This is a genomic window from Haloferax sulfurifontis ATCC BAA-897 (assembly GCF_000337835.1).
In the GTDB taxonomy this organism is placed as follows: domain Archaea; phylum Halobacteriota; class Halobacteria; order Halobacteriales; family Haloferacaceae; genus Haloferax; species Haloferax denitrificans.
On the sequence record NZ_AOLM01000025.1, the window covers coordinates 1 to 18,192 of the forward strand.

Here is an 18,192-nt window from a genome sequence, read left to right on the forward strand (position 1 = left end):
GCCCCGTCGCTCGCGGAGGCCGCCGCCGAGTACGTCGCGGACGACACGGTCGTCGTCGCCAACGGCGGCCTCGGCGACCCGGACGCGGCGCGGGCCGCCCTCGACGCCGGCGCGGACCTGTTCACGCTGGGGACGAGCGCGCTCGCCAACCCGGACTGGCCGGCGCGCGTGGCCGCCGGCGACGACCTCGACGCGTTCGACCCGGCGGAGTACCTCGCGCCGACCGCCGGGCTCTCGGACCACGAGGTGCCGTCGGAGCCCCCGCTCGCGGACGACTGACGCGGGTTCGCCGCCGGCTTCCCCGTCGGCGACCCGACCACCGAACCCCTTCGCTTCCACTCGAACTCCCGTTTCACAGCTCCGACGGCCGCCGTATTCGGTCGCGCTGACTCGATTCGACTACCCGAGCGTCACGTCGAGATAGAGCATCACGACGACGCCGAGCATCGTCCCGAACGTCGCCACGCGCTCGTGGCCGTTCGAGTGCGTCTCGGGGACGATTTCGTCGGAGATGACGAACAGCATCGCGCCGGCGGCGAAGCCCATCGCGTAGGGGAGCAACGCCGCGGCGTACTGGACGGCCCACGCGCCGAAGACGGCGAGCGGAATCTCCACGAGGCCGGCGCGGATGCCCGCGAACGTCGCGTAGGTCGTGTTCCGAAGCCCGGCGTTGACGGCGGCGATGGAGACGGCCAGCCCCTCGGGGATGTTCTGGATGCCGATGGCGAGCATCAGCGGGATGGCGGTCCCGAGGTCGCCGGAGCCGAAGCCGACGCCGACGGCGAGGCCCTCGGGCATGTTGTGGATGGTGATGGCGACGATGAACAGGATGACCGATGCCATCTTTTTGTCCGTCTCCGGGGCGTCAGCCCGGGTCTTGCCGGTCACGAGGATGTGGACGTGCGGAATCCACAGGTCGGCTTGGTCGAGGACGACGACGCCGATGACGAAGCCGGCGAGGACGGGAATCGGATTCCCGCCCGCCGCCTCGATGCCGGGGAGAATGAGGCTCGTGAAGCTCGCGGCGAGCATGACGCCGGCGGCGAAGCCGAGGAGCGTGTCGAGCGAGCGCTTCGAGGGGTCGCGCCAGACGAGGATGAGGAGCGCGCCCAGCATGTTCATGCCGGCGATGACGACGCCGCCGAGGAGGCCCTGCATCACCGGGTCCGAGCCGGCGAGCGAGACGAACAGCTCTTCGGCCGCGGTCACAGTCGTCTCACTTCCGGTCGTCGGCTCCCGCGTCGTTCGGTCATGGGCCACCTGACGGGCGGGAGGTATGTATGCCCTCGGTCGGTTCTCGCCGCCCGCGACGACCGACTACCCCGTCTCGTCGAGGACGTACCGGACCGTCGGCGACCCCTCGAACCGCGGACCGTGGCCGACGCGGTCGAAGCCGGCGTGCTCGACCGCGTCGCAAAGCGGCGTCTCGGATTCGAGGACGAGCACCTCGACCGGCAGGTCCTCGGCGCTGGCGAAGCGGAGCGGCTCTTCGAGCAGTCGCCGCACCGCCGTCTCGGTCCCGCCGAGCCGGGTGACGTGGAGGACGCCGTCGCGGACGTCGAAGCCGACGAACCCGAGCACCGGTTCGTCGTCCGCCGGCGCGTCGGCGTGGGGGTCCGACCCCGTCTCGGCGGTGGCGAGGCGGACCGTCCGGTCGCGTATCAGCCGCCGCATCGCTCGTATCGGCGCGTCGGCGACGGCGGCGAGCGCCTCGGCGTCGGTGTCGACGGCGTCTCTGACATCCATGTCCGAACCTTCCGCGGCGTCGGTGATAAATCTCCGCCCGCGAGGCGTCGGTACGGGCCGTCTCAGCGCCGGATTCGCGGGTGACGGCAACGGTTGAATCGGAGGACATAGTTATACGTCCCCCCGCGTTAGCCCCTCGCATGTTTACCAACGAAGCCCCGAAGCGACGCGACGCACCGGAGGGACGATGCGCGTAGTCGCGAAGTTCGGCGGCACCTCGCTCGGTAGCGGCGACCGAATCAACCGCGCCGCCGACTCCATCGCCGCGGCCGTCGAACACGGCCACGAAATCGCCGTCGTCGCCTCCGCGATGGGCTCGACGACCGACGACCTCCTCGACGAGATCAAGTTCGAGGCCGACGACCGCGACCGCGCCGAAATCGTCTCGATGGGCGAGCGGACCAGCGTGCGCATGCTCAAGGCGGCGCTGGCCGCCCGCGGCGTCAACGCTCTGTTCGTCGAACCCGGCACGGACGAGTGGCCGGTCATCACCAACGACCTCGGCGAGGTCGACGTCGAGGCCACGAGAGAGCGGGCCGCGAAGCTCGCGGCCGAACTCGACGGCGTCGTCCCGGTCATCACCGGCTTCCTCGCGCAGAACCACGACGGCGAAATCACGACGCTCGGCCGCGGCGGCTCCGACACCTCCGCCGTGATGCTCGGCAACTACATGGACGCCGACGAGGTCGTCATCGTGACCGACGTGGAGGGCGTCATGACCGGCGACCCGCGGGTGGTCGAAGGCGCGCGCAACGTCGGCCGCATCACCGTCGACGAGCTTCGGAACCTCTCGTTCCGCGGGGCCGAGGTCGTCGCGCCGTCGGCGCTGTCGTACAAGGACGCGGCGCTCGACGTTCGGGTCGTCCACTACCAGCACGGCGACCTGCTCACCGGCGGGACGCTCATCGAAGGCGAGTTCCACAACCTCATCGACATGCAGGAAGAGCCCCTCGCGTGTCTCACCGTCGCCGGGCGGGCGATTCGCAACCGACCGGGCATCCTCGCGGACCTCTCGGCCGCCCTCCGAGAGGAGGACATCAACGTCGACTCGGTCGCCTCCGGGATGGACTCCATCACGTTCTACGTCCTCGAAGACGACTCCGACCGGGCCGAGGCCGTCCTCCACGACCGCGTCATCGCCGACGACGCGCTGTCCTCGGTCACCGTCGAAGACGACATCGCCGTCGTCCGCGTCACCGGCGGCGAACTCCCGAACCGCCCCGGCGTCATCCTCGACATCGTCCAGCCGCTGTCCGACGCCGGCATCAACATCCACGACGCCATCACCTCCGCGACCTCCGTCGCCATCTTCGTGGCGTGGGACGACCGCGAGGAGACGCTCGGCATCATCCAAAACGAGTTCTGAGCCGGCCCCGCCCCGTTACCTCTCGACGCTGTTTTCGCGCGACTGCGTCCCCGCCAGCGACGCCAACGGCCGGTGAGCCACGACGGCCGCCGAGGTCGGTTCGTGGCGGTTCGTGGCGAGAGCGGAACAGCCGGCGACACCGATGCACACACCCGTCCACGAGCGCCGGAAACCGGTCGTCGTCCCTCGATTTTCCGCCTGCCGATTACTTCACGTTCGCGGGCCTATTGCGGGCATGAAATCGTACAAGGCGAAGATGGTCGAGCCCATCGAACTCCCCTCGCGCGAGGAGCGCGAGGCCGCCCTCGAACGCGCCGGCTACAACGCGTTCAACCTCGACGCCCGCGACGTGTACATCGACCTCCTGACCGACTCGGGGACGGGCACGATGTCCGCCGAGCAGTGGGCGGCGATGATTCGCGGCGACGAGGCCTACGCCGGAAGCGAGTCGTTCGCCCGCCTCGCCGACTCGGTCCGCGACGTGATGGGCTTCGAGCACGTCGTGCCGACCCATCAGGGCCGCGGCGCGGAGAACGTCCTCTACGGCGTCCTCTTGGAGGACGGCGACGTGGTGCCGAACAACTCCCATTTCGATACGACCCGCGCCCACGTCGTCAATCAGGGCGCGGAACCCGTCGACTGCCCGTCGCCCGCCTCACGGGACCCCAACTCCACGGAGACGTTCAAGGGGAACTTCGACATCGACGCGGGCTACGCGCTCGTCGAGGAGGTCGGTGCCGACGCGATTCCCGTCGTCGTCCTCACCATCACGAACAACTCCGTCGCCGGCCAGCCCGTCTCGATGGCGAACATCCGCGCCACCGCGGAGTTCGCCCGCGACATCGACGCCATGTTCGTCATCGACGCCTGTCGGTTCGCCGAGAACGCCCACTTCATCAAGACCAACGAGGCGGGCTACGAGAACCACTCGGTCGCCGAAATCGCCCGCGCGCAGTTCGAACACGCCGACGCGATTACGATGTCCGGCAAGAAAGACGCCCTCGTCAACATCGGCGGCTTCGCCGCGATGCGCGACGAGACGGTGTTCGAGCACGCGAAACAGCGCGCCATCCTCTACGAGGGCTTTCCCACCTACGGCGGCCTCTCGGGGCGCGACATCGAGGCGATGGCCGTCGGCCTCCGCGAGGCCGTCACGCCGCCGTACGTGACCGACCGGGTCGAGCAGGTGGCCGAACTCGGTGACCTGCTGGTCGAGGCCGGCGTCCCCGTCTACCAGCCGACGGGTGGGCACGCGGTCTACCTCGACGCCGGCGAGGTGTTCCCGCACGTCCCGAAAGACGAGTACCCCGGACAGCAACTCGTCTGCGCGCTCTACCTCGAAGGCGGCGTCCGCGGCGTCGAACTCGGCGGATTCGCGTTCCCCGGCACGGACCGCCCGGACCTCGTGCGCCTCGCGCTCCCGCGGCGCACCTACAGCCGCGAGCACCTCGAACACGTCGCCGAGACGGCCGCGAAAGTGATGGCCTCTGCCGGCGAGTACGGCGGCCTCGAAATCGTCGAGGAGCCGCCGATGAAGGAGCTTCGGCACTTCTCGGCGCGGCTCGAACCGGTGTCGAACTGACGATTTCGGGACGGCTACTCGCTTTTTTCCCTACTTTCCCTCGTACAGCCGACTCGCCAACCGCTCCGGCAGGCCGACCTCGCGCACGCGCTCCGCGACGCGGTCGATGTCGTAGTTGACGCGTTCGGCTTCGATTTCCATCGCGTCGAGGTCGGCGACCGCGTAGGCCGCCCGCGGGTCGCCGTCGCGGGGTTGGCCGACGCTTCCGGGGTTCAGCACGATTCCGTCGTCGTAGATTCGGTGGCCCTGTACGTGGGTGTGGCCCAACACCAGCAGATCCTCGTCGTCGAGGAGCGACGGCGAGAAGTCGTCGGGGTAGGTGTAGCGGTCGGGGTCGCTCGGGTGGCCGTGGGCGAGTTTGACCCGCTCGTCGGCGACGTGCCGCGTGTTCGGGAGCGCGGAGAGCCACTCCATCGACGCCGGCGACAGCGCGTCGCGGGCGTAGTCGACGCCCGCGGCCGCCATGCTGTTGAAGCGGAAGCCGGTACCCGACGTGACCGCGCGGTCGTGGTTCCCCGAGACCGTCGGAACGTCCCGCTCGGCGAGTTCGGACACGCACTCCTCGGGCCACGGGTTGTAGCCGACCACGTCGCCGGCGCAGACCAATCGGTCGACCGGCGGCATCGATTCGAGCACCGCTTCGAGTGCCGGGAGGTTCCCGTGCACGTCCGAGATGACGCCCAGACGCATGGCTCGGTGTACGGCGTCGCGGCTGAAAAATCTCGGGCCGGGGCGGCGTTACTCGCCGTTGTAGAAGGCGGTCTCGACCGCGTCGCCGACGGTCGCGGCGGCGGCGCAGACGGCGTGTTCGAACTCGTGGTCGTACAGTTCGCGGGCCGCGTCGGCGGCGGTCTCCGCGTCGAGGTCGAACGCCCGCGGGTCGTCTTCCTCGTAGGTCGCCACGAGCGTGGGCTCGGTCACGGCTTCGACGACGAGCGCGTCCCTGCGGACGATGCCGATGAAGGCCTCGTCGTCGCCGACGACGCCCGCGATGCGGGGCGTGTCGTAGTCGTCCTTCTCGTAGTCGAGCGCGAGCAGAATCTCCGCGAGGGCGTCCCGCGGCGGGTAGCCGAGGTCGAGTTTCTCCGCGACGGGGTCGACCTGCGAGCCGTTGCCGACGACGACGTAGTCGCCGCCCTCGCGGACGCAGTTGTAGGCGATGTAGGGGTTGTCGGTCTCGGGGGCGTCGGGCGTCGGCCCGACGGTCAGGGCGTCGTCCCGGTCGACGACCTGTCGGTTCGGGAAGGACCGAGAGGAGACGCGATACGCACCGATTCCGGGGCCAACGACGACGAAACGTCCGACGTACATACACGACAGTGGATAGAATAAGGGCAAATAGTTGGCGGTTTATGCACGTCTGTCCGTCGCCGTGCGACGAAATCCCACGGCGGAATCGACACGCAACGTTTACAAATACCCGCGAAGTACGAACTGATGCGAAGTCCCATGGGGTAGTGGCCAATCCTGTTGCCTTCTGGGGGCAACGACCCAGGTTCGAATCCTGGTGGGACTACTTCTCAGCGTTCTACTCCCGATGAGGCTACGCCGTCCCCTTGTTCTCCAGTTGAAACGAAGGGGTAGGTTTCAGAAACCAAGGGGGTCCGTTTCGAGTGGAGTTTTCCATTACAGACTCTCAAACTCTCGAATACGGACGGTACAGGCCGCGAAAATCGTTTAGCGGTCGACCGCGAGGAGCGCGACTCGCTCTCTGACCAGCGCGGGGAGGTCGCCGTCGGCGACGCGCAACTCCGCCTCGCCCACGTCGAACACGTCGCGGACGAGCGCTTCGTCGTAGTCGCCGAGGGTTTCTGCGGGTTCGAGGTCGAGTCGGTCGAACAGCGCGGCCTCGGCTTCGGCCTCGTCGCCGCCGTCGACGAGAATCACGACGGGGAGCGTCCCCTCCGAGACGCCGATTTCGAACGCGCGGTTGATCTGCCGGCGGCCGCTGGCGTAGAGGAGGATTTCGACGGCGCGATCGCGGGCGATTTCGTTGCCGCGGGCGATGGCCCGGTCGGCGAGTTCGGTCGCCCGTTCGAGGTGCTCGCGGTCCACGACGTACCGGGCGTCGAACGCCTGCACCGTCGCGCCCGTCTCGTCAGCTATCTCGCCGACCGCCGCGATGAACGAATCGAGGTTCGCGACGGTCGCCTCGGCCTCGACGAGCCTCATTCGAAATCACCCAGACTGGCCTGCTGGTCGGCGCGCTCTTTGGCCGTCTCGAAGCCGGCGTCCTCGGGCACGGCGTCGTCCGGCGCGTCGTCTTCGTCCACCTCGTCCATCGACGGGTTCTTTCGACCCGCGGCTTCGAGGATGTTCTGTGCCGTCTTCCTGCGGCCCCGGAGGGCGGCGAGGATGCGCGATTTCTCGGCCTCGCGGAGGTCGGCGCGGCTCTCGACGCCGGCTTCGAACAGTCGGCGGGCGCGCTTTCGGCCGACGCCGCGGACGCCGGCGAGGTCGAGCAGTTCCTCGCGGACGCCGTACTCGACGCGCTTTTTCGCCTCGCGGACCGCGTACACCGAATCGAGGTCGAGTTCGGAGGCGAGCCGCTCGGCCGCGCCGAGGAGCCACTCGGCCGTCTCGACCTTCCCGCGGATGTCGCCGGGGCCGACGCCGTAGCGCTCGGTGATGCGGTCTTCGTCCACCTCGCCGACCCAGTCTTCGAGGAGCTTCGCGGTCTTCAGCGCCGACAGCCAGTCCTCGAACGCCACGTCCTCGTACTCGGAGGGGACGCGCCCGAGGAACTCCGGTTCGCGCTCGTAGCACAGCTCGGTGTACGTCTCGCGGTCGCCGGACTTCAGGTAGAGCCGGTACATGTCCGGCGTCCGGCAGACGAGGTGATAGAGGCCGAGCGGCGTCGGATACGTCCGGTCCGTCTCGAACGCGTCGGCGTCCCCGCCGCCGCCGTCTGTGTCGTCCGCGCCGTCCCCGTCGTCGCCGGCTCCACCGCCGCCGTCGTCGGCGACCATCTCGCTGGCCCGCTGGAAGCCGCCGGGCTCGTCGTCCGAGTCGCTCCGGTCTCGCTCCGGCTTCTCGGGCGTCTCGCCCGCGAGCGCCCGGAGCTTCTCGGTTCGGTGGTCCGCCGCCCATTCGAGGCCGTCGATGATTTCGGCGGCGCTCATCGGGTCGAGATAGAGCCGCGAGACGGTGTGGCCGACGGGCGTCGCCCGAATCGTCTCTCCTTCGAACTCGACGAACCCGTTTACTTCGAGGTAGTCGAGCACGCGGTCTGTCACCTGCCCGAGTCGCTCGGGGTCGTCGGTCTGGGTCGCATACAGCGTCTGGTCGAGGAATTCGAGCAGTCCCTCGCGGGTGTGGGCGAAGCCGGAGGCGACCGTGGCGAGCAGGTGCGTCCGCAGGGCGGGCTCGGCCGCGAGCTTCGACCGCACGTCCTCGGGGTCGGCCCAGATGTACCGCTCGAACAGCTCGTCGCGGGCGTCCGCGTCCTTCGCCAACAGCACCGCCTCGCCGTAGGGGTCGAGGCCGGGCCGACCGGCGCGGCCCATCATCTGGTGGACTTCGAGCACGTCCAGCGGTTTCATCCCGCCGTAGTCGCCGTCGTAGCGTTGCCAGTCGCGGACGACGACCCGTCGGCTCGGGGTGTTGACGCCGGCGGCGAGCGTCGGCGTCGCGCAGATACATTTGATGAGTCGGTCGCGGAAGGCGTCTTCCACGAGGGTGCGGTGCTCCGCGGCCAGCCCCGCGTGGTGGAACGCCGCGCCCTTGGCGACCGCCTTGGCGAGGTCCTCGGAGGTCTCGGTGTCGGACACGTCGCGTATCTCGGCGGCGAGTTCCGCGAGGTCGCTCCGCTCGTCGCCGGTGAGGTAGCGCTCCGTCACGCCGGCCATGCGGCGGGCCGCGGACTCCGCGTTGCGCCGCGAGTTCACGAAGACGAGCGAGGAGCCTTGGTCGCCCTCACCGTCGCCCTCTAACGCGTCGGCGACGAGCGCGGGCGTCTGTCGTTCCCCGCGGCCGACCGGCACCTCGCGTTGGCTCCCGTCGGCGAAGGAGACGGCGTTGCCGTAGTGGACGCCCATCTTGAGGTCGATGGGCCGCCAGTCGGACTCGACGAGCTTCGCGTCGAGCCAGTCGGCGACGACGCCCGCGTTGCCGACGGTCGCCGACAGCGCGACGACCTGCAGGTTCGGGTTGAGCCGGCGGAGCTTCGCCAGCGTGACCTCCAGCGTCGGCCCCCGATGGCGGTCGTCGACGAGGTGGACCTCGTCGGCGACGACGCAGGTGAGTTGGTCCATCCACGCCGCGTTGTTCCGGACGAGCGAGTCGACCTTCTCGCTCGTGGCGACGATGATGTCGCGCGAGGAGAGCCACTCGCCGTCGGACTCGTAGTTACCGGTCGAGACGCCCACGTCGATGCCGTACTCCTCCCAGCGCTCGAACTCGGCTTTCTTCTCGGAGGCGAGCGCCCGAAGCGGGACGATGTACAGCGCCTTCCCGCCGCGCGCGACGCTCGACAGCATCGCCAGTTCGGCGACGAGCGTCTTCCCGCTCGCGGTCGGGACGGCGGCCACGAGGCTCTCGCCGTCCGTCAGGCCGGCCTCGACGGCCTCGGCCTGCGGCGGGTACAGCTCCTCGATGCCCTCGTCGCGGAGGGCCTCGGGAATCCCCGTCGGCAGGCCCGTCAGGTCCGCAGTTCGCATTGCATCCCCCTTGGACCGTCCCCCGGTTTAAGCCATCGGGTCGGGTCGGTCGCGGGGGCGGCGCTGTCGGCGGTGTCGGCCGCGCCGTCGCGGCGCTCGTCGCCGCCGCCGAATCGGCGTCCCGCGTCGGCAGGGCTTTGTACGGCCCGGCGGTACGATTGCCCATGAAAGTCGAGTACGACCGCGACACCTGCATCGGCATGTTCCAGTGTGTCGACGAGTGGGAGGGCTTCGAGAAGAACGTCGACGACGGCAAGGCCGACCTCGTCGACGCCGAGGAGACCGACGACGGCGTCTTCGTCCGCGAGGTTCCCGAGGACGCCGAGTTCGACGCGAAGTTCGCCGCCCGCGTCTGCCCCGTCGAGGCCATCCGCATCCTCGACGACGACGGCGAACAGCTCGTCCCCTGACCGCGACGGCGACGAGCCTGTGTGCTCTCTCGCGTCCGCGACGCGACCGGACCGTGTGACCGTCGCCCGTGGGGCGCGTCCCCGAACCCCTCCGTTTCGACTGGAGATTCGCCGACGACAGAGTGTAAAAGTTAAGCGGCGGCCCCCTAATCGTGCCACTATGAGCCAAGCGACGAAAATCGTGCTCGGTACCGTCGGCGTGTCGGCCCTGCTGGCCGTCGTGTTCATCGGGATGAGCATCGCCTGAGCGGATGTTCGAGACGCGCACCCTGCCGTCGGACCTCGAATCGGTCCGCGACGAGTACGCCCCCGGCGCGCTCGTCTTGGACGTGGCCGGCGACTTCGACACCGTCCCCCCGGAGGCCGCGGAGAACCTCGGGCTGGTGGTCGAGTCGCTCTCCCCGGCGGCGTACCCCGCCGAGTGGCTACCAGACGACGCGCCCCAACAGCTCCGGCGCTACGCGTCGTCCGACTTCACCATCGGGATGCCCGGCGACGGCACGGTGACGTGGTCTCGGCAGACCACGCCGCCGGTCGTGCTGGTGAAGTACCGCGCGAAGGGGACGCCCGACGACTTTCTTGATTTCCTCGTCGCCGAGGCGTTCGTGCAGGCCGGCACCGACGAGATTCCCGAACAGTTCCTGCCCTTCTTCGGCGAGCGCTACCGCGACCTCGCCGCGGCGACGCCGCTCGGCCCGAGCGAGACGTATCAGGTCGCCGCCGCGCTCTACGAGGGCTGGGTCGGGCTCCACACCCGCGAGGCGTTCGCGTCGTGGGAGGGCCGATACGACCGCCTCCACGAGGCGTGGGTCGACGCGGGCGGCCGGCTCGACGACCGACTCGAAAACCTCCCGCGGCTCGTCGCGCTCGGCAGGCTCTCGTTCGCCGAGGCGACCGAGTTCGCGTGTTCGGCGGTCAAACACGAGCGCGACCTGCCCGCGCCGTTTTCGGCGCTGGACACCGCGGCGTACCGCGACCACGGGCCGAGCTACGCGGTCAAGTGGGCCGAAAAGACGTTCGAGCAACTCGCGGCGGACGACGACGCGGAATCGGGCGGCGACGCCGACCCGACCGCCGACGACGCTGACTCGGCGTAGCCGGTCGCGTCGCGTTTCGCCTCAGAACTCGGTCGTGACGGTGCCGTCCTCGTTGAGGTCGACGACGCCGTCGAACAGTTCGCGGAAGCGGTCGAGCGTCTCCTGGTCGTGGACCTCCTTCGAGAGGTGGAACAGCCCCACCGCGTCGAACTCGTCGAGGAGTTCGAGAATCTGCTTCGTCGCCTCGAATGCGCCGTCCTCGTCGGCGTAGTAGGCCATCTCCGTGACGGAATCCACGCTGAGCCGGAGCTTTCCGTCGTGACCTTCGAGGAACTGCCGGGTCTTCTCGACGATGGCGTCGAGGTCGTCGGGGGACGCGACGTAGTGGATGTTGTCCGAACTGCGTCGGGAGTAGCCGCGCTCGATAGACAGCGTGTCGAGGATAGTGGCGCTGGACTCGTCGACCTCGTAGTGTTCCAGCTTCTGTTCGACCTCGCGCGCGGTGGTCCGCGTCGAGATGACGAGGAAGTGGTCGGTGTCGACCTTGAAGAAGTCCGTGTCGATGCGGTCGGTCTCGCCGATGCTCGGATGAAGGAGCAAGATACCTGTGCCGCCCGGAATCGTCTCGGGCGCGTCTTCGATGGCGAGCTCGTAATCCATACCCCAAGCAGTTACCCTGCCGACTTAATCCTTCATGCCGTGTGACCGGCGTCGTCCCGGAATCGTAACGTATGTTCACGCCTCTCGGCGAGGTCAGAACAGCGAGTCGGCGGTGGCCGCGCCGATGACGCTGAACACCGCGCCGACGCTCGTCGCCTTGAGCGTGATTCGGAGCACCGCGAGGTCGACTTCGTATCCGAGGACGGTGACGAGGCTCTGTCCCGACACGTCCGAGAGGAACGTCCCCGGCGCGTCGAACGCGAGCGCGAGGATGAACACGGAGAGATACGAGACGGAGATGAGCGAGATGAACCGGACGGGAATCCCGCCGACCTCGCGCTCTCTGTCGGGGTCGCGGTCGTCGGCCTTGTAGAGCGCGCCGTAGCCGACCGCGAGCACGATACAGAGCGTGAGGAGCGCCTGCGCGAACGACATGCTCCGCGCGAGCACCCACACCTCCTCGGTGACGACGAACGGCCCCGCGAGGAGGAAGCCGCCGACGACCTGCTGGGCGGTGTCGGCGAGCGCGAACCGGCGGCGGACTCCGACCATACACCGGTCGTCGTGACGGCGGTAATTAAAAGGCGCGACGGGGGGACGCGACCGAGTCGTCGCCGGACTCGCCGCCCGTGCGGTCCGGTCCGAACGCATTTTCACTCCGGCGCGCGAGGCTCCGGTATGAGCGTCCGCGACGAGTTCGACGCCTGGGCGGCCGACGGCCGCGACAAGGGCATGGAGGACCGACACTGGCACACCGCGAAGCACGCGCTCGCGCGGATGCCCGTCGAGGAAGGCGACACCGTCGTCGACCTCGGAACCGGAAGCGGCTACGCCCTCCGCGCGCTCCGCGACACGAAGGGCATCGGCCGCGGGTTCGGCCTCGACGGCTCGCCCGAGATGGTCCAGAACGCCCGCGCGTACACCGACACCGACGACCTCTCGTTTCTCGTCGGCGACTTCGACGACCTCCCGTTCGAGGACGACAGCGTCGACCACGTCTGGTCGATGGAGGCGTTCTACTACGCCGCCGACCCGCACCACACCCTCGAAGAGGTCGCCCGCGTCCTCAGGCCGGGCGGCACGTTCTACTGCGCGGTGAACTACTACGAGGAGAACGTCCACTCCCACGAGTGGCAGGACCTCATCTCCATCGACATGACCCGCTGGTCCCACGCGGAGTACCGCGAGGCGTTCCGCGACGCCGGCCTCCACGTCGCCGAACAGGACTCCATCGCCGACCTCGACATCGACATCCCCGCGGCCGCCGAGTTCCCGACCGACGACTGGGAGACCCGCGAGGCGATGGTCGAGCGCTACCGGACGTTCGGCACGCTCCTGACCGTCGGCGTCGCGCCCTGACTGAACGGCGCGAAAAAACGACTCCCCTCGCTACTCGACGATGTGAGCCGCCGCCGGGTCGAATCCGACCTCCATCGTCGTCCCGATCTCGAACCCCGCGTCCGACTGTTCGCCGCCGTCGTCGACCGCCACGACGAGTTCCGTCTCGCCCCAGTCGAGTCTGACCCGCGTCGTCGCCCCCTGAAACTCGGTGTCGACGACGGTTCCTCGTATCTGGTTCGTCCCCGCGCCGACCCGGAGCTGTTCGGGTCGGACGCAGAAGGTGAGTTCGTCGCCCGGTTCGGGACGCGCGGGCCGGCTTCCGTCTTTCGCATCGTTTTCAGCGCGTTCGCCGGAGACCGCTCCCGCCCGCCCGAGCACGCGCCGGCCCTCGGCCAGCGTGAACACCGCGTCGCCGACGCCGACGCGAATCCCCCCCGTTTCCGGTCGAGACTCGACGACCGCGTCGAGGACGTTGTTCTCGCCGAGGAACTCCGCGACGAACCGCGTCCGGGGTCGGTGGTAGAGTTCGCGGGGGTCGCCGACCTGTTCGACGCGGCCGCGGTTGAGGACGGCCACCCGGTCTGAGACCGCCAGCGCCTCCGACTGGTCGTGGGTGACGTAGACGGTCGTCACGCCGAGTTCCGACTGGATGTGCTTTACCTGTCGGCGGAGTCGGTCGCGGAGTCGGGCGTCCAGCGCCGACATCGGCTCGTCGAGGAGGAGCAGGTCCGGGCCGGGAGCGAGCGCGCGGGCGAGCGCGACGCGCTGTTGTTGCCCGCCGGAAAGCGAGTCGGGGTCGCGGTCTTCGAACCCCGCGAGGTCGACGAGGTCCAACAGTTCGGCGACGCGGTCGTCGCGGGAGCCGCCGCCCGGCGGGTCGGTAAACCGGAGGCCGTAGGCGACGTTCTCGCCGACGCTGAGATGCGGGAACAGCGCGTAGTTCTGGAACACGACGCCGACGCCCCGCGACTCGGGCGCGACGCCGGCCATCGACTCGCCGTCGAAGCGGACGGCCCCCTCGGTCGGGGCCTCGAACCCCGCGATACAGCGGAGCGTGGTCGTCTTCCCACAGCCGGACGGCCCGACGAGCGTGAAGAACTCGCCGTCGTCGACCGACAGCGAGACGGAATCGAGCGCCGTCGCCGACCCGTAGCGCTTGGACACCGCGTCGAGTTCGAGTCTCACGGGTTCGCCTCCGAAGTCACGTGCTCCCCTCGCCGGCGGACGGGCATAATTCTCACTTCCGGCGCTCCCCCGCGGTTCGCGTTCTGCGTCCGCCCCGGTTCGCCCTCCGGCCCCCTCACAGCTCGCCCCACCGGCCGCCGAAGCGGTCCACGACGAGGAAGCTGGCGGACGTGACGAGAAGCAGGAGACAGCCCATCGCCGTCGCGGGGCCGAGCCGCCGGCCGAGGAACCGCTCGACGGCGACGGGCATCGTGTAGCTCCCCGCCCCCTCCGCGAGGATGATGGTCGAGTCGAACTCGCCGATGCTGATGGCGACGGCGAACGCCGCGCCCGCGACGACGCCGGTCCAGACGAGCGGCAGTTCGATGTCGACGAGCGCGCGGGTTCTGGTCGCGCCGAGCGACCGCGCGGACTCCACGAGCCGGCCGTCGAGCCGGGCGAAAAGCGGCGCGACGTTCCGGGTGACGAAGGGGTACGCGCCGACGGCGTGGGCGGCGACGATGGCGAGCGCGCCGGTGACGCGGATTCGCGTCCCCAGCACGTCGACGCCGAAGACGAGGCCGCGGAGCAGGCCGAGGCCGACGACGATGCCCGAGACGGCGAAGGGGGCCATCGAGAGCACGTCGATGAGGCCGCGCCCGCGGTACCGGCGGGTCGTGAGGACGGCCATCGTCACGCCCATCGGGACGGCCACGACGAGCGTCCCCGCGGCGAAGCCCAGCGAGTTCAGGATGGCCGGGAGGGGCTTGACCTGAAAGCTCGCGCCGGTCGCCTGCCGCTCGGCGAGGAAGGCGTAGTTGGCGAGGGTGAAGCCGCCGTCGCCGCCGGTGACGCTCGCCAGCACCATGCTGGCGATGGGGACGACGAACACCAGTCCGACGACGAGGGCGTAGCCGGCGATACCGACCGTCCGGAGCGTCGATTTCGGCGTCCAGTCGGACGGGAGGACCGAGCGCCGGGGAAGCGGGTTCGCCGCGCCGCCGGCGGACCGCTGGCTCGCCTCGTATCGGAGGTAGACGGCGGTCAGCGTGATGGAGACGGCCGTCTCGACGACCGCGAGGCTGGCGGCCTCGGCGTACGCGAGGTCTCGCACCCGCGAGTAGACGAACACCTCGATGGTCGCCAGTTGGAAGCCGCCGAGCGCGAGGACGATGGGGAACGACGCGAAGGTGAAGATGAACGTCAGCGTCGCGCCGACGCCGATAGACGGCAGGAGTTGCGGGAGGACCACGTCGCGGAAGGCCCGCCGCGGGCCCGCGCCGAGCGAGCGGGCGGTCTCGACGGTTCGGGCGTCCACGCTCTCCCACGCCGCGGTGACGACGCGGGCGACGAGCGGGGCGTTGTAGAACGCGTGGGCGACGATGATGGCTTCGAGCGTGAACAGCAGTTCGACCGGCGGCAGGCCGACGAGGGAGAGCGCGCGGTTCAGCGTCCCGTTGCGGCCGAACGTCGCCACGAAGCCGATGGCGACCATGATGGAGGGCATGACGAACGGGAGGATGGTGAGAGAGCGGAGCGTCTCGCGGCCGCGGAACTCGAAGCGGGCGAACAGCCACGCGGCGGGGAGGCCGAGCGCGAGGCTGGCGAGCGTCGAGTAGAACGCCTGCTTCGCCGTGAACCAGATGATGTCGACGAGGTAGAACTCGCTCGTCAGCACCGCCGCGATGGGTTCGACAGTGAGTCGGCCGTCGGCGAGGACGGCGTCGGCGAAGACGGTGGCGACGGGGTAGTAAAACAGGACCAGAAGGACGACGGCGGTGAGCGCCGCGACGAGGGTGAGCAGTCGCTGTTCGAGGGCGCGGGCGGCCCGTCGAACCGAGGCCGAGACGCGGCTCACCGGCTCACCTCACTTGCTGGCGAACTCGCGGGCCCACGCGTCGGTCCAGTCACTCAGGTTGTTCTGAAGCCGGTCGTAGGAGAACGTGACGGCTTCCGGCGGCTCTTGGGCGTACTGCGCGAACTCCTCGGGGAGTTCCGCGGTGGTCGTCGCCGGGAACTGGACGTTGCGGACGGCGATTTCGGCCTGCACCTCGGGCCGGAGCACGAAGTCCATGAATTCGGCGGCGAGGTCGGGGTTCGACGCGTCGGCGAAGGGGGCCATCCCCTCGGGGTTGGCGTAGCCCTCGTCGTTCAGGAAGCGAATCTGGTGTCTCGCCATGTCCTCGCCGGACTCGGCGGCGTACACCTGATCGGTCGAGTACGAGACGACCATCGGGGCCTCCCCGTTCGAGTAGGCGTTGTAGGAGTCCTCCCAGTTGCCGAGGACGCGCACGTCGTTTTCCTTCAGGCTCGCCCAGTAGTCGAGGTAGCCGTCTTCGCCCTTGGCGTCGATGGTGTGGAGTAAGAACGCCTGTCCCGTCGCCGACGACGTGGGGTTCTGCGCGAGGAGCGCGCCCGCGTACTCGGACTCCAGCAGGCCGTCGAACGTCTCGGGGGCGACGAAGTCTCCGTCGCCGTCGCCGTAGGTCTCGTCGTAGACGAGCGAGATGTAGCCCGTGTCGTAGGGGACCGCGCGGCCCTGCGGGTCGAAGTTCAACTGCTCGTTCACGTCGCCGAGTCGGGACAGCCCCTCGGCGGGCGAAAACAGCGCGTCGTCGAGGTTCTCGTCGATGCGGACGAGCATCTGCGCGTCGAGGCCGACGTAGAGGTCCGCGCCGGACTCGACGCCCCGGAGGGCGCGCTCGATGTAGTAGTTCACGCCCGAGTCGGGCGTCTGCCACTCAAGGGTCGCGTCGAACTCGGACTCGAACGCCTCTTTCAGCCACGGCCCGGGACTCGAACTCGGCGCGTCGACGAACGAGCCGTAGGTGCCGACGGTGAGCGTCGGCGACTCGCCGCCCGTGGTCGTCCCTTGGGTCGTCGTTGTCGTCTCGGTCGCGTCGCCCGAGGCCTCGGTCGTCGCCTCGTCGCCGCCGGTCCCGGCACAGCCGGCGAGGAGCGCGGAGACGCCTCCCGCCCCCGCGGCCTTCAGGAAGCTACGTCGTCTCATTACTCGGTTGTTGTACTCTGTGGTACTTAACGGGAGTGATGTTCCCGGGGCGGTACCCGGCCGAAACCGTCGGTTTCGAGCCTCGTCGCGGGAGAACGACTTTACCCTCTGCCGGAGTATCATCGGAGGTGACTGCTTCTCGTCCGTACGTCTTCGGCGGCGTGCTCGCCCTCTTTGCGCTCCTCGCGGCGGTCATGCTCGCGAACGTGCTGGCGACGGTGTTTTTCGCCATCACCGTCGCCTACCTGCTCGTCCCGCTCAGGCGAGGCCTCGAAGCGCGCGGGGCCTCCCGGTGGGTCGCCAGCCTCGCCGCCACCGTCGTCGCGGCGGTCGGCGTCGTCGTCGTGCTCGCGCCGCTCTTCGTCATCCTCTTTCTCCGGCTGAGCGACATCCTCGAACTCGCGGCGCTCCTTCCCGACGTGGTGACCGTCGAGTTCCTCGGGATGGTCGAGACGGTGACGCTGGACGACGTGGTCGCGGTCGGCCTCGGCCTGCTCCAGTCGGTCGGCCGCGCCGCCGCCACCGCCGCGCCCGTGGTGCTCATCAAGCTCACGCTGTTCGGCTTCCTCGTGTTCGCGCTCCTCCTCAGCGGCGACGCCGTCGGCCGAACGCTCCTCGCGCTGGTCCCGGCCGACTACCGGGACGCGGCGACGGCGCTCAACGAGCGGGCCCGCGAGACGCTGTTCGCCATCTACGTCCTGCAGGCGGCGACCGCCGTCGGCACGTTCGCCATCGGCCTCGTCGTCTTCTGGGCGCTCGGCTACGACTACGTCGTCACGCTCGCGACGGTCGCGGCCGTCCTCCAGTTCATCCCCATCGTCGGCCCGAGCGTCCTGCTCGCGGCGATGGCGGCCTACCACGTCGCCGTCGGCGACCTCGTCGCCGCCGCGCTCGTCGTCGCCGTCGGCGGCTTCGCGGTCGCGTGGCTCCCGGACATCCTGATTCGCCCGCGGCTCGCCAAGGAGACCGCCGACCTGCCGGGGAGCCTCTACTTCGTCGGCTTCGTCGGCGGCCTGCTCAGCCTCGGCCCGGTCGGCATCATCGCCGGCCCGCTCGTCGTCGCGCTCCTCGTCGAGTCCGTGGACCTGCTCGGCGCGGAGTTACGCGTCGATGGGGGTGGCGGCGTCGGTGGGGGCGGCGACGATGGCGACGAGAGCGACGGAACCGCCGGGACCGAGGGCGGTGACGCCGCCGACTCGCTCCAGTCGTGACCCTGCT

Annotated in this window: 18 protein-coding genes, 1 tRNA gene and 1 pseudogene; 9 read left to right on the plus strand and 11 right to left on the minus strand. The window is 69.4% G+C overall.

Features of this window, described 5'->3' with window-relative positions:
* A pseudogene (locus C441_RS14670) lies at window positions 1–279 on the plus strand (NADH:flavin oxidoreductase); the annotation flags it as partial.
* Between the two features lie 120 nt (window positions 280–399).
* On the opposite strand, the gene C441_RS14675 reads toward C441_RS14670, so the two are convergent.
* Both C441_RS14675 and C441_RS14680 read right to left on the minus strand, forming a co-directional pair.
* Window positions 400–1,209: a ZIP family metal transporter gene (locus tag C441_RS14675; RefSeq protein ID WP_007275788.1), complete on the minus strand. Its 810-nt coding sequence runs from the start codon at window positions 1,207–1,209 to the stop codon at window positions 400–402.
* Window positions 1,210–1,317: 108 nt separating this feature from the next.
* The gene (locus C441_RS14680) at window positions 1,318–1,746 is read right to left on the minus strand and encodes a hypothetical protein (RefSeq protein ID WP_004968746.1); all 429 of its coding nucleotides are present in this window, start codon (window positions 1,744–1,746) and stop codon (window positions 1,318–1,320) included.
* A gap of 187 nt (window positions 1,747–1,933) precedes the next feature.
* Between C441_RS14680 and C441_RS14685 the strand changes: the two genes are divergently transcribed.
* Entirely contained in the window at window positions 1,934–3,112 is a 1,179-nt protein-coding gene (locus C441_RS14685; protein ID WP_007275789.1) for an aspartate kinase, read from the plus strand.
* Window positions 3,113–3,347: 235 nt separating this feature from the next.
* On the plus strand, window positions 3,348–4,694 hold the full coding sequence (locus C441_RS14690) for a tryptophanase (protein ID WP_007275790.1): 1,347 nt from the start codon (window positions 3,348–3,350) through the stop codon (window positions 4,692–4,694).
* A gap of 30 nt (window positions 4,695–4,724) precedes the next feature.
* Here the strand turns inward: C441_RS14690 and C441_RS14695 are convergent, their stop codons facing one another.
* Together C441_RS14695 and C441_RS14700 are read right to left on the minus strand one after the other, a co-directional pair.
* Window positions 4,725–5,384, minus strand: a complete 660-nt coding sequence (locus C441_RS14695; protein ID WP_007275791.1) for a metallophosphoesterase family protein — start codon at window positions 5,382–5,384, stop codon at window positions 4,725–4,727.
* Between the two features lie 48 nt (window positions 5,385–5,432).
* Complete coding sequence (locus C441_RS14700) at window positions 5,433–6,005, minus strand: IMP cyclohydrolase (protein ID WP_007275792.1); 573 nt, start codon at window positions 6,003–6,005, stop codon at window positions 5,433–5,435.
* A 132-nt stretch (window positions 6,006–6,137) separates the two neighbouring features.
* Here C441_RS14700 and C441_RS14705 point away from each other — a divergent pair.
* Window positions 6,138–6,210: transfer RNA gene (locus tag C441_RS14705), tRNA-Gln, on the plus strand.
* Between the two features lie 161 nt (window positions 6,211–6,371).
* Here the strand turns inward: C441_RS14705 and cgi121 are convergent.
* The gene (gene cgi121, locus C441_RS14710; protein WP_007275793.1) at window positions 6,372–6,866 is read right to left on the minus strand and encodes a KEOPS complex subunit Cgi121; all 495 of its coding nucleotides are present in this window, start codon (window positions 6,864–6,866) and stop codon (window positions 6,372–6,374) included.
* Complete coding sequence (locus C441_RS14715; protein ID WP_007275794.1) at window positions 6,863–9,352, minus strand: ATP-dependent DNA helicase; 2,490 nt, start codon at window positions 9,350–9,352, stop codon at window positions 6,863–6,865. The genes cgi121 and C441_RS14715 overlap by 4 nt, the downstream gene beginning before the upstream one ends.
* A gap of 164 nt (window positions 9,353–9,516) precedes the next feature.
* On the opposite strand from C441_RS14715, the gene C441_RS14720 reads away from it, so the two are divergent.
* From C441_RS14720 to C441_RS14725, 3 genes are all read left to right on the plus strand, one after another.
* The gene (locus tag C441_RS14720; RefSeq protein ID WP_004968753.1) at window positions 9,517–9,762 is read left to right on the plus strand and encodes a ferredoxin; all 246 of its coding nucleotides are present in this window, start codon (window positions 9,517–9,519) and stop codon (window positions 9,760–9,762) included.
* Window positions 9,763–9,922: 160 nt separating this feature from the next.
* Window positions 9,923–10,009, plus strand: a complete 87-nt coding sequence (locus C441_RS20760; protein ID WP_424008935.1) for a hypothetical protein — start codon at window positions 9,923–9,925, stop codon at window positions 10,007–10,009.
* Window positions 10,010–10,013: 4 nt separating this feature from the next.
* Window positions 10,014–10,859 (plus strand): DUF7089 family protein, encoded by an 846-nt coding sequence (locus tag C441_RS14725; protein WP_007275795.1) that lies wholly within the window; start codon window positions 10,014–10,016, stop codon window positions 10,857–10,859.
* A 21-nt stretch (window positions 10,860–10,880) separates the two neighbouring features.
* Here the strand turns inward: C441_RS14725 and C441_RS14730 are convergent, their stop codons facing one another.
* Window positions 10,881–11,459: a DUF7090 family protein gene (locus C441_RS14730; protein WP_007275796.1), complete on the minus strand. Its 579-nt coding sequence runs from the start codon at window positions 11,457–11,459 to the stop codon at window positions 10,881–10,883.
* Window positions 11,460–11,552: 93 nt separating this feature from the next.
* Window positions 11,553–12,011, minus strand: a complete 459-nt coding sequence (locus tag C441_RS14735) for a DUF2391 family protein (protein WP_007275797.1) — start codon at window positions 12,009–12,011, stop codon at window positions 11,553–11,555.
* Window positions 12,012–12,137: 126 nt separating this feature from the next.
* Between C441_RS14735 and C441_RS14740 the strand changes: the two genes are divergently transcribed.
* Window positions 12,138–12,818, plus strand: coding sequence for a class I SAM-dependent methyltransferase (locus C441_RS14740; RefSeq protein ID WP_007275798.1), 681 nt, complete (start codon window positions 12,138–12,140; stop codon window positions 12,816–12,818).
* Window positions 12,819–12,848: 30 nt separating this feature from the next.
* Here the strand turns inward: C441_RS14740 and C441_RS14745 are convergent, their stop codons facing one another.
* The 3 genes from C441_RS14745 to C441_RS14755 all read right to left on the minus strand — a co-directional run bounded on the left by C441_RS14745 (window position 12,849) and on the right by C441_RS14755 (window position 16,974).
* Window positions 12,849–13,985, minus strand: coding sequence for an ABC transporter ATP-binding protein (locus C441_RS14745; RefSeq protein ID WP_007275799.1), 1,137 nt, complete (start codon window positions 13,983–13,985; stop codon window positions 12,849–12,851).
* A gap of 115 nt (window positions 13,986–14,100) precedes the next feature.
* Window positions 14,101–15,822 carry an ABC transporter permease gene (locus tag C441_RS14750; RefSeq protein ID WP_007275800.1) on the minus strand — a complete coding sequence of 574 codons (1,722 nt, stop codon included), beginning with the start codon at window positions 15,820–15,822 and terminating at the stop codon, window positions 14,101–14,103.
* A gap of 9 nt (window positions 15,823–15,831) precedes the next feature.
* Window positions 15,832–16,974: a thiamine ABC transporter substrate-binding protein gene (locus tag C441_RS14755; RefSeq protein ID WP_007275801.1), complete on the minus strand. Its 1,143-nt coding sequence runs from the start codon at window positions 16,972–16,974 to the stop codon at window positions 15,832–15,834.
* A gap of 128 nt (window positions 16,975–17,102) precedes the next feature.
* Between C441_RS14755 and C441_RS14760 the strand changes: the two genes are divergently transcribed.
* Complete coding sequence (locus tag C441_RS14760; RefSeq protein ID WP_049920622.1) at window positions 17,103–18,185, plus strand: AI-2E family transporter; 1,083 nt, start codon at window positions 17,103–17,105, stop codon at window positions 18,183–18,185.
* Window positions 18,186–18,192 lie beyond the last annotated feature (7 nt).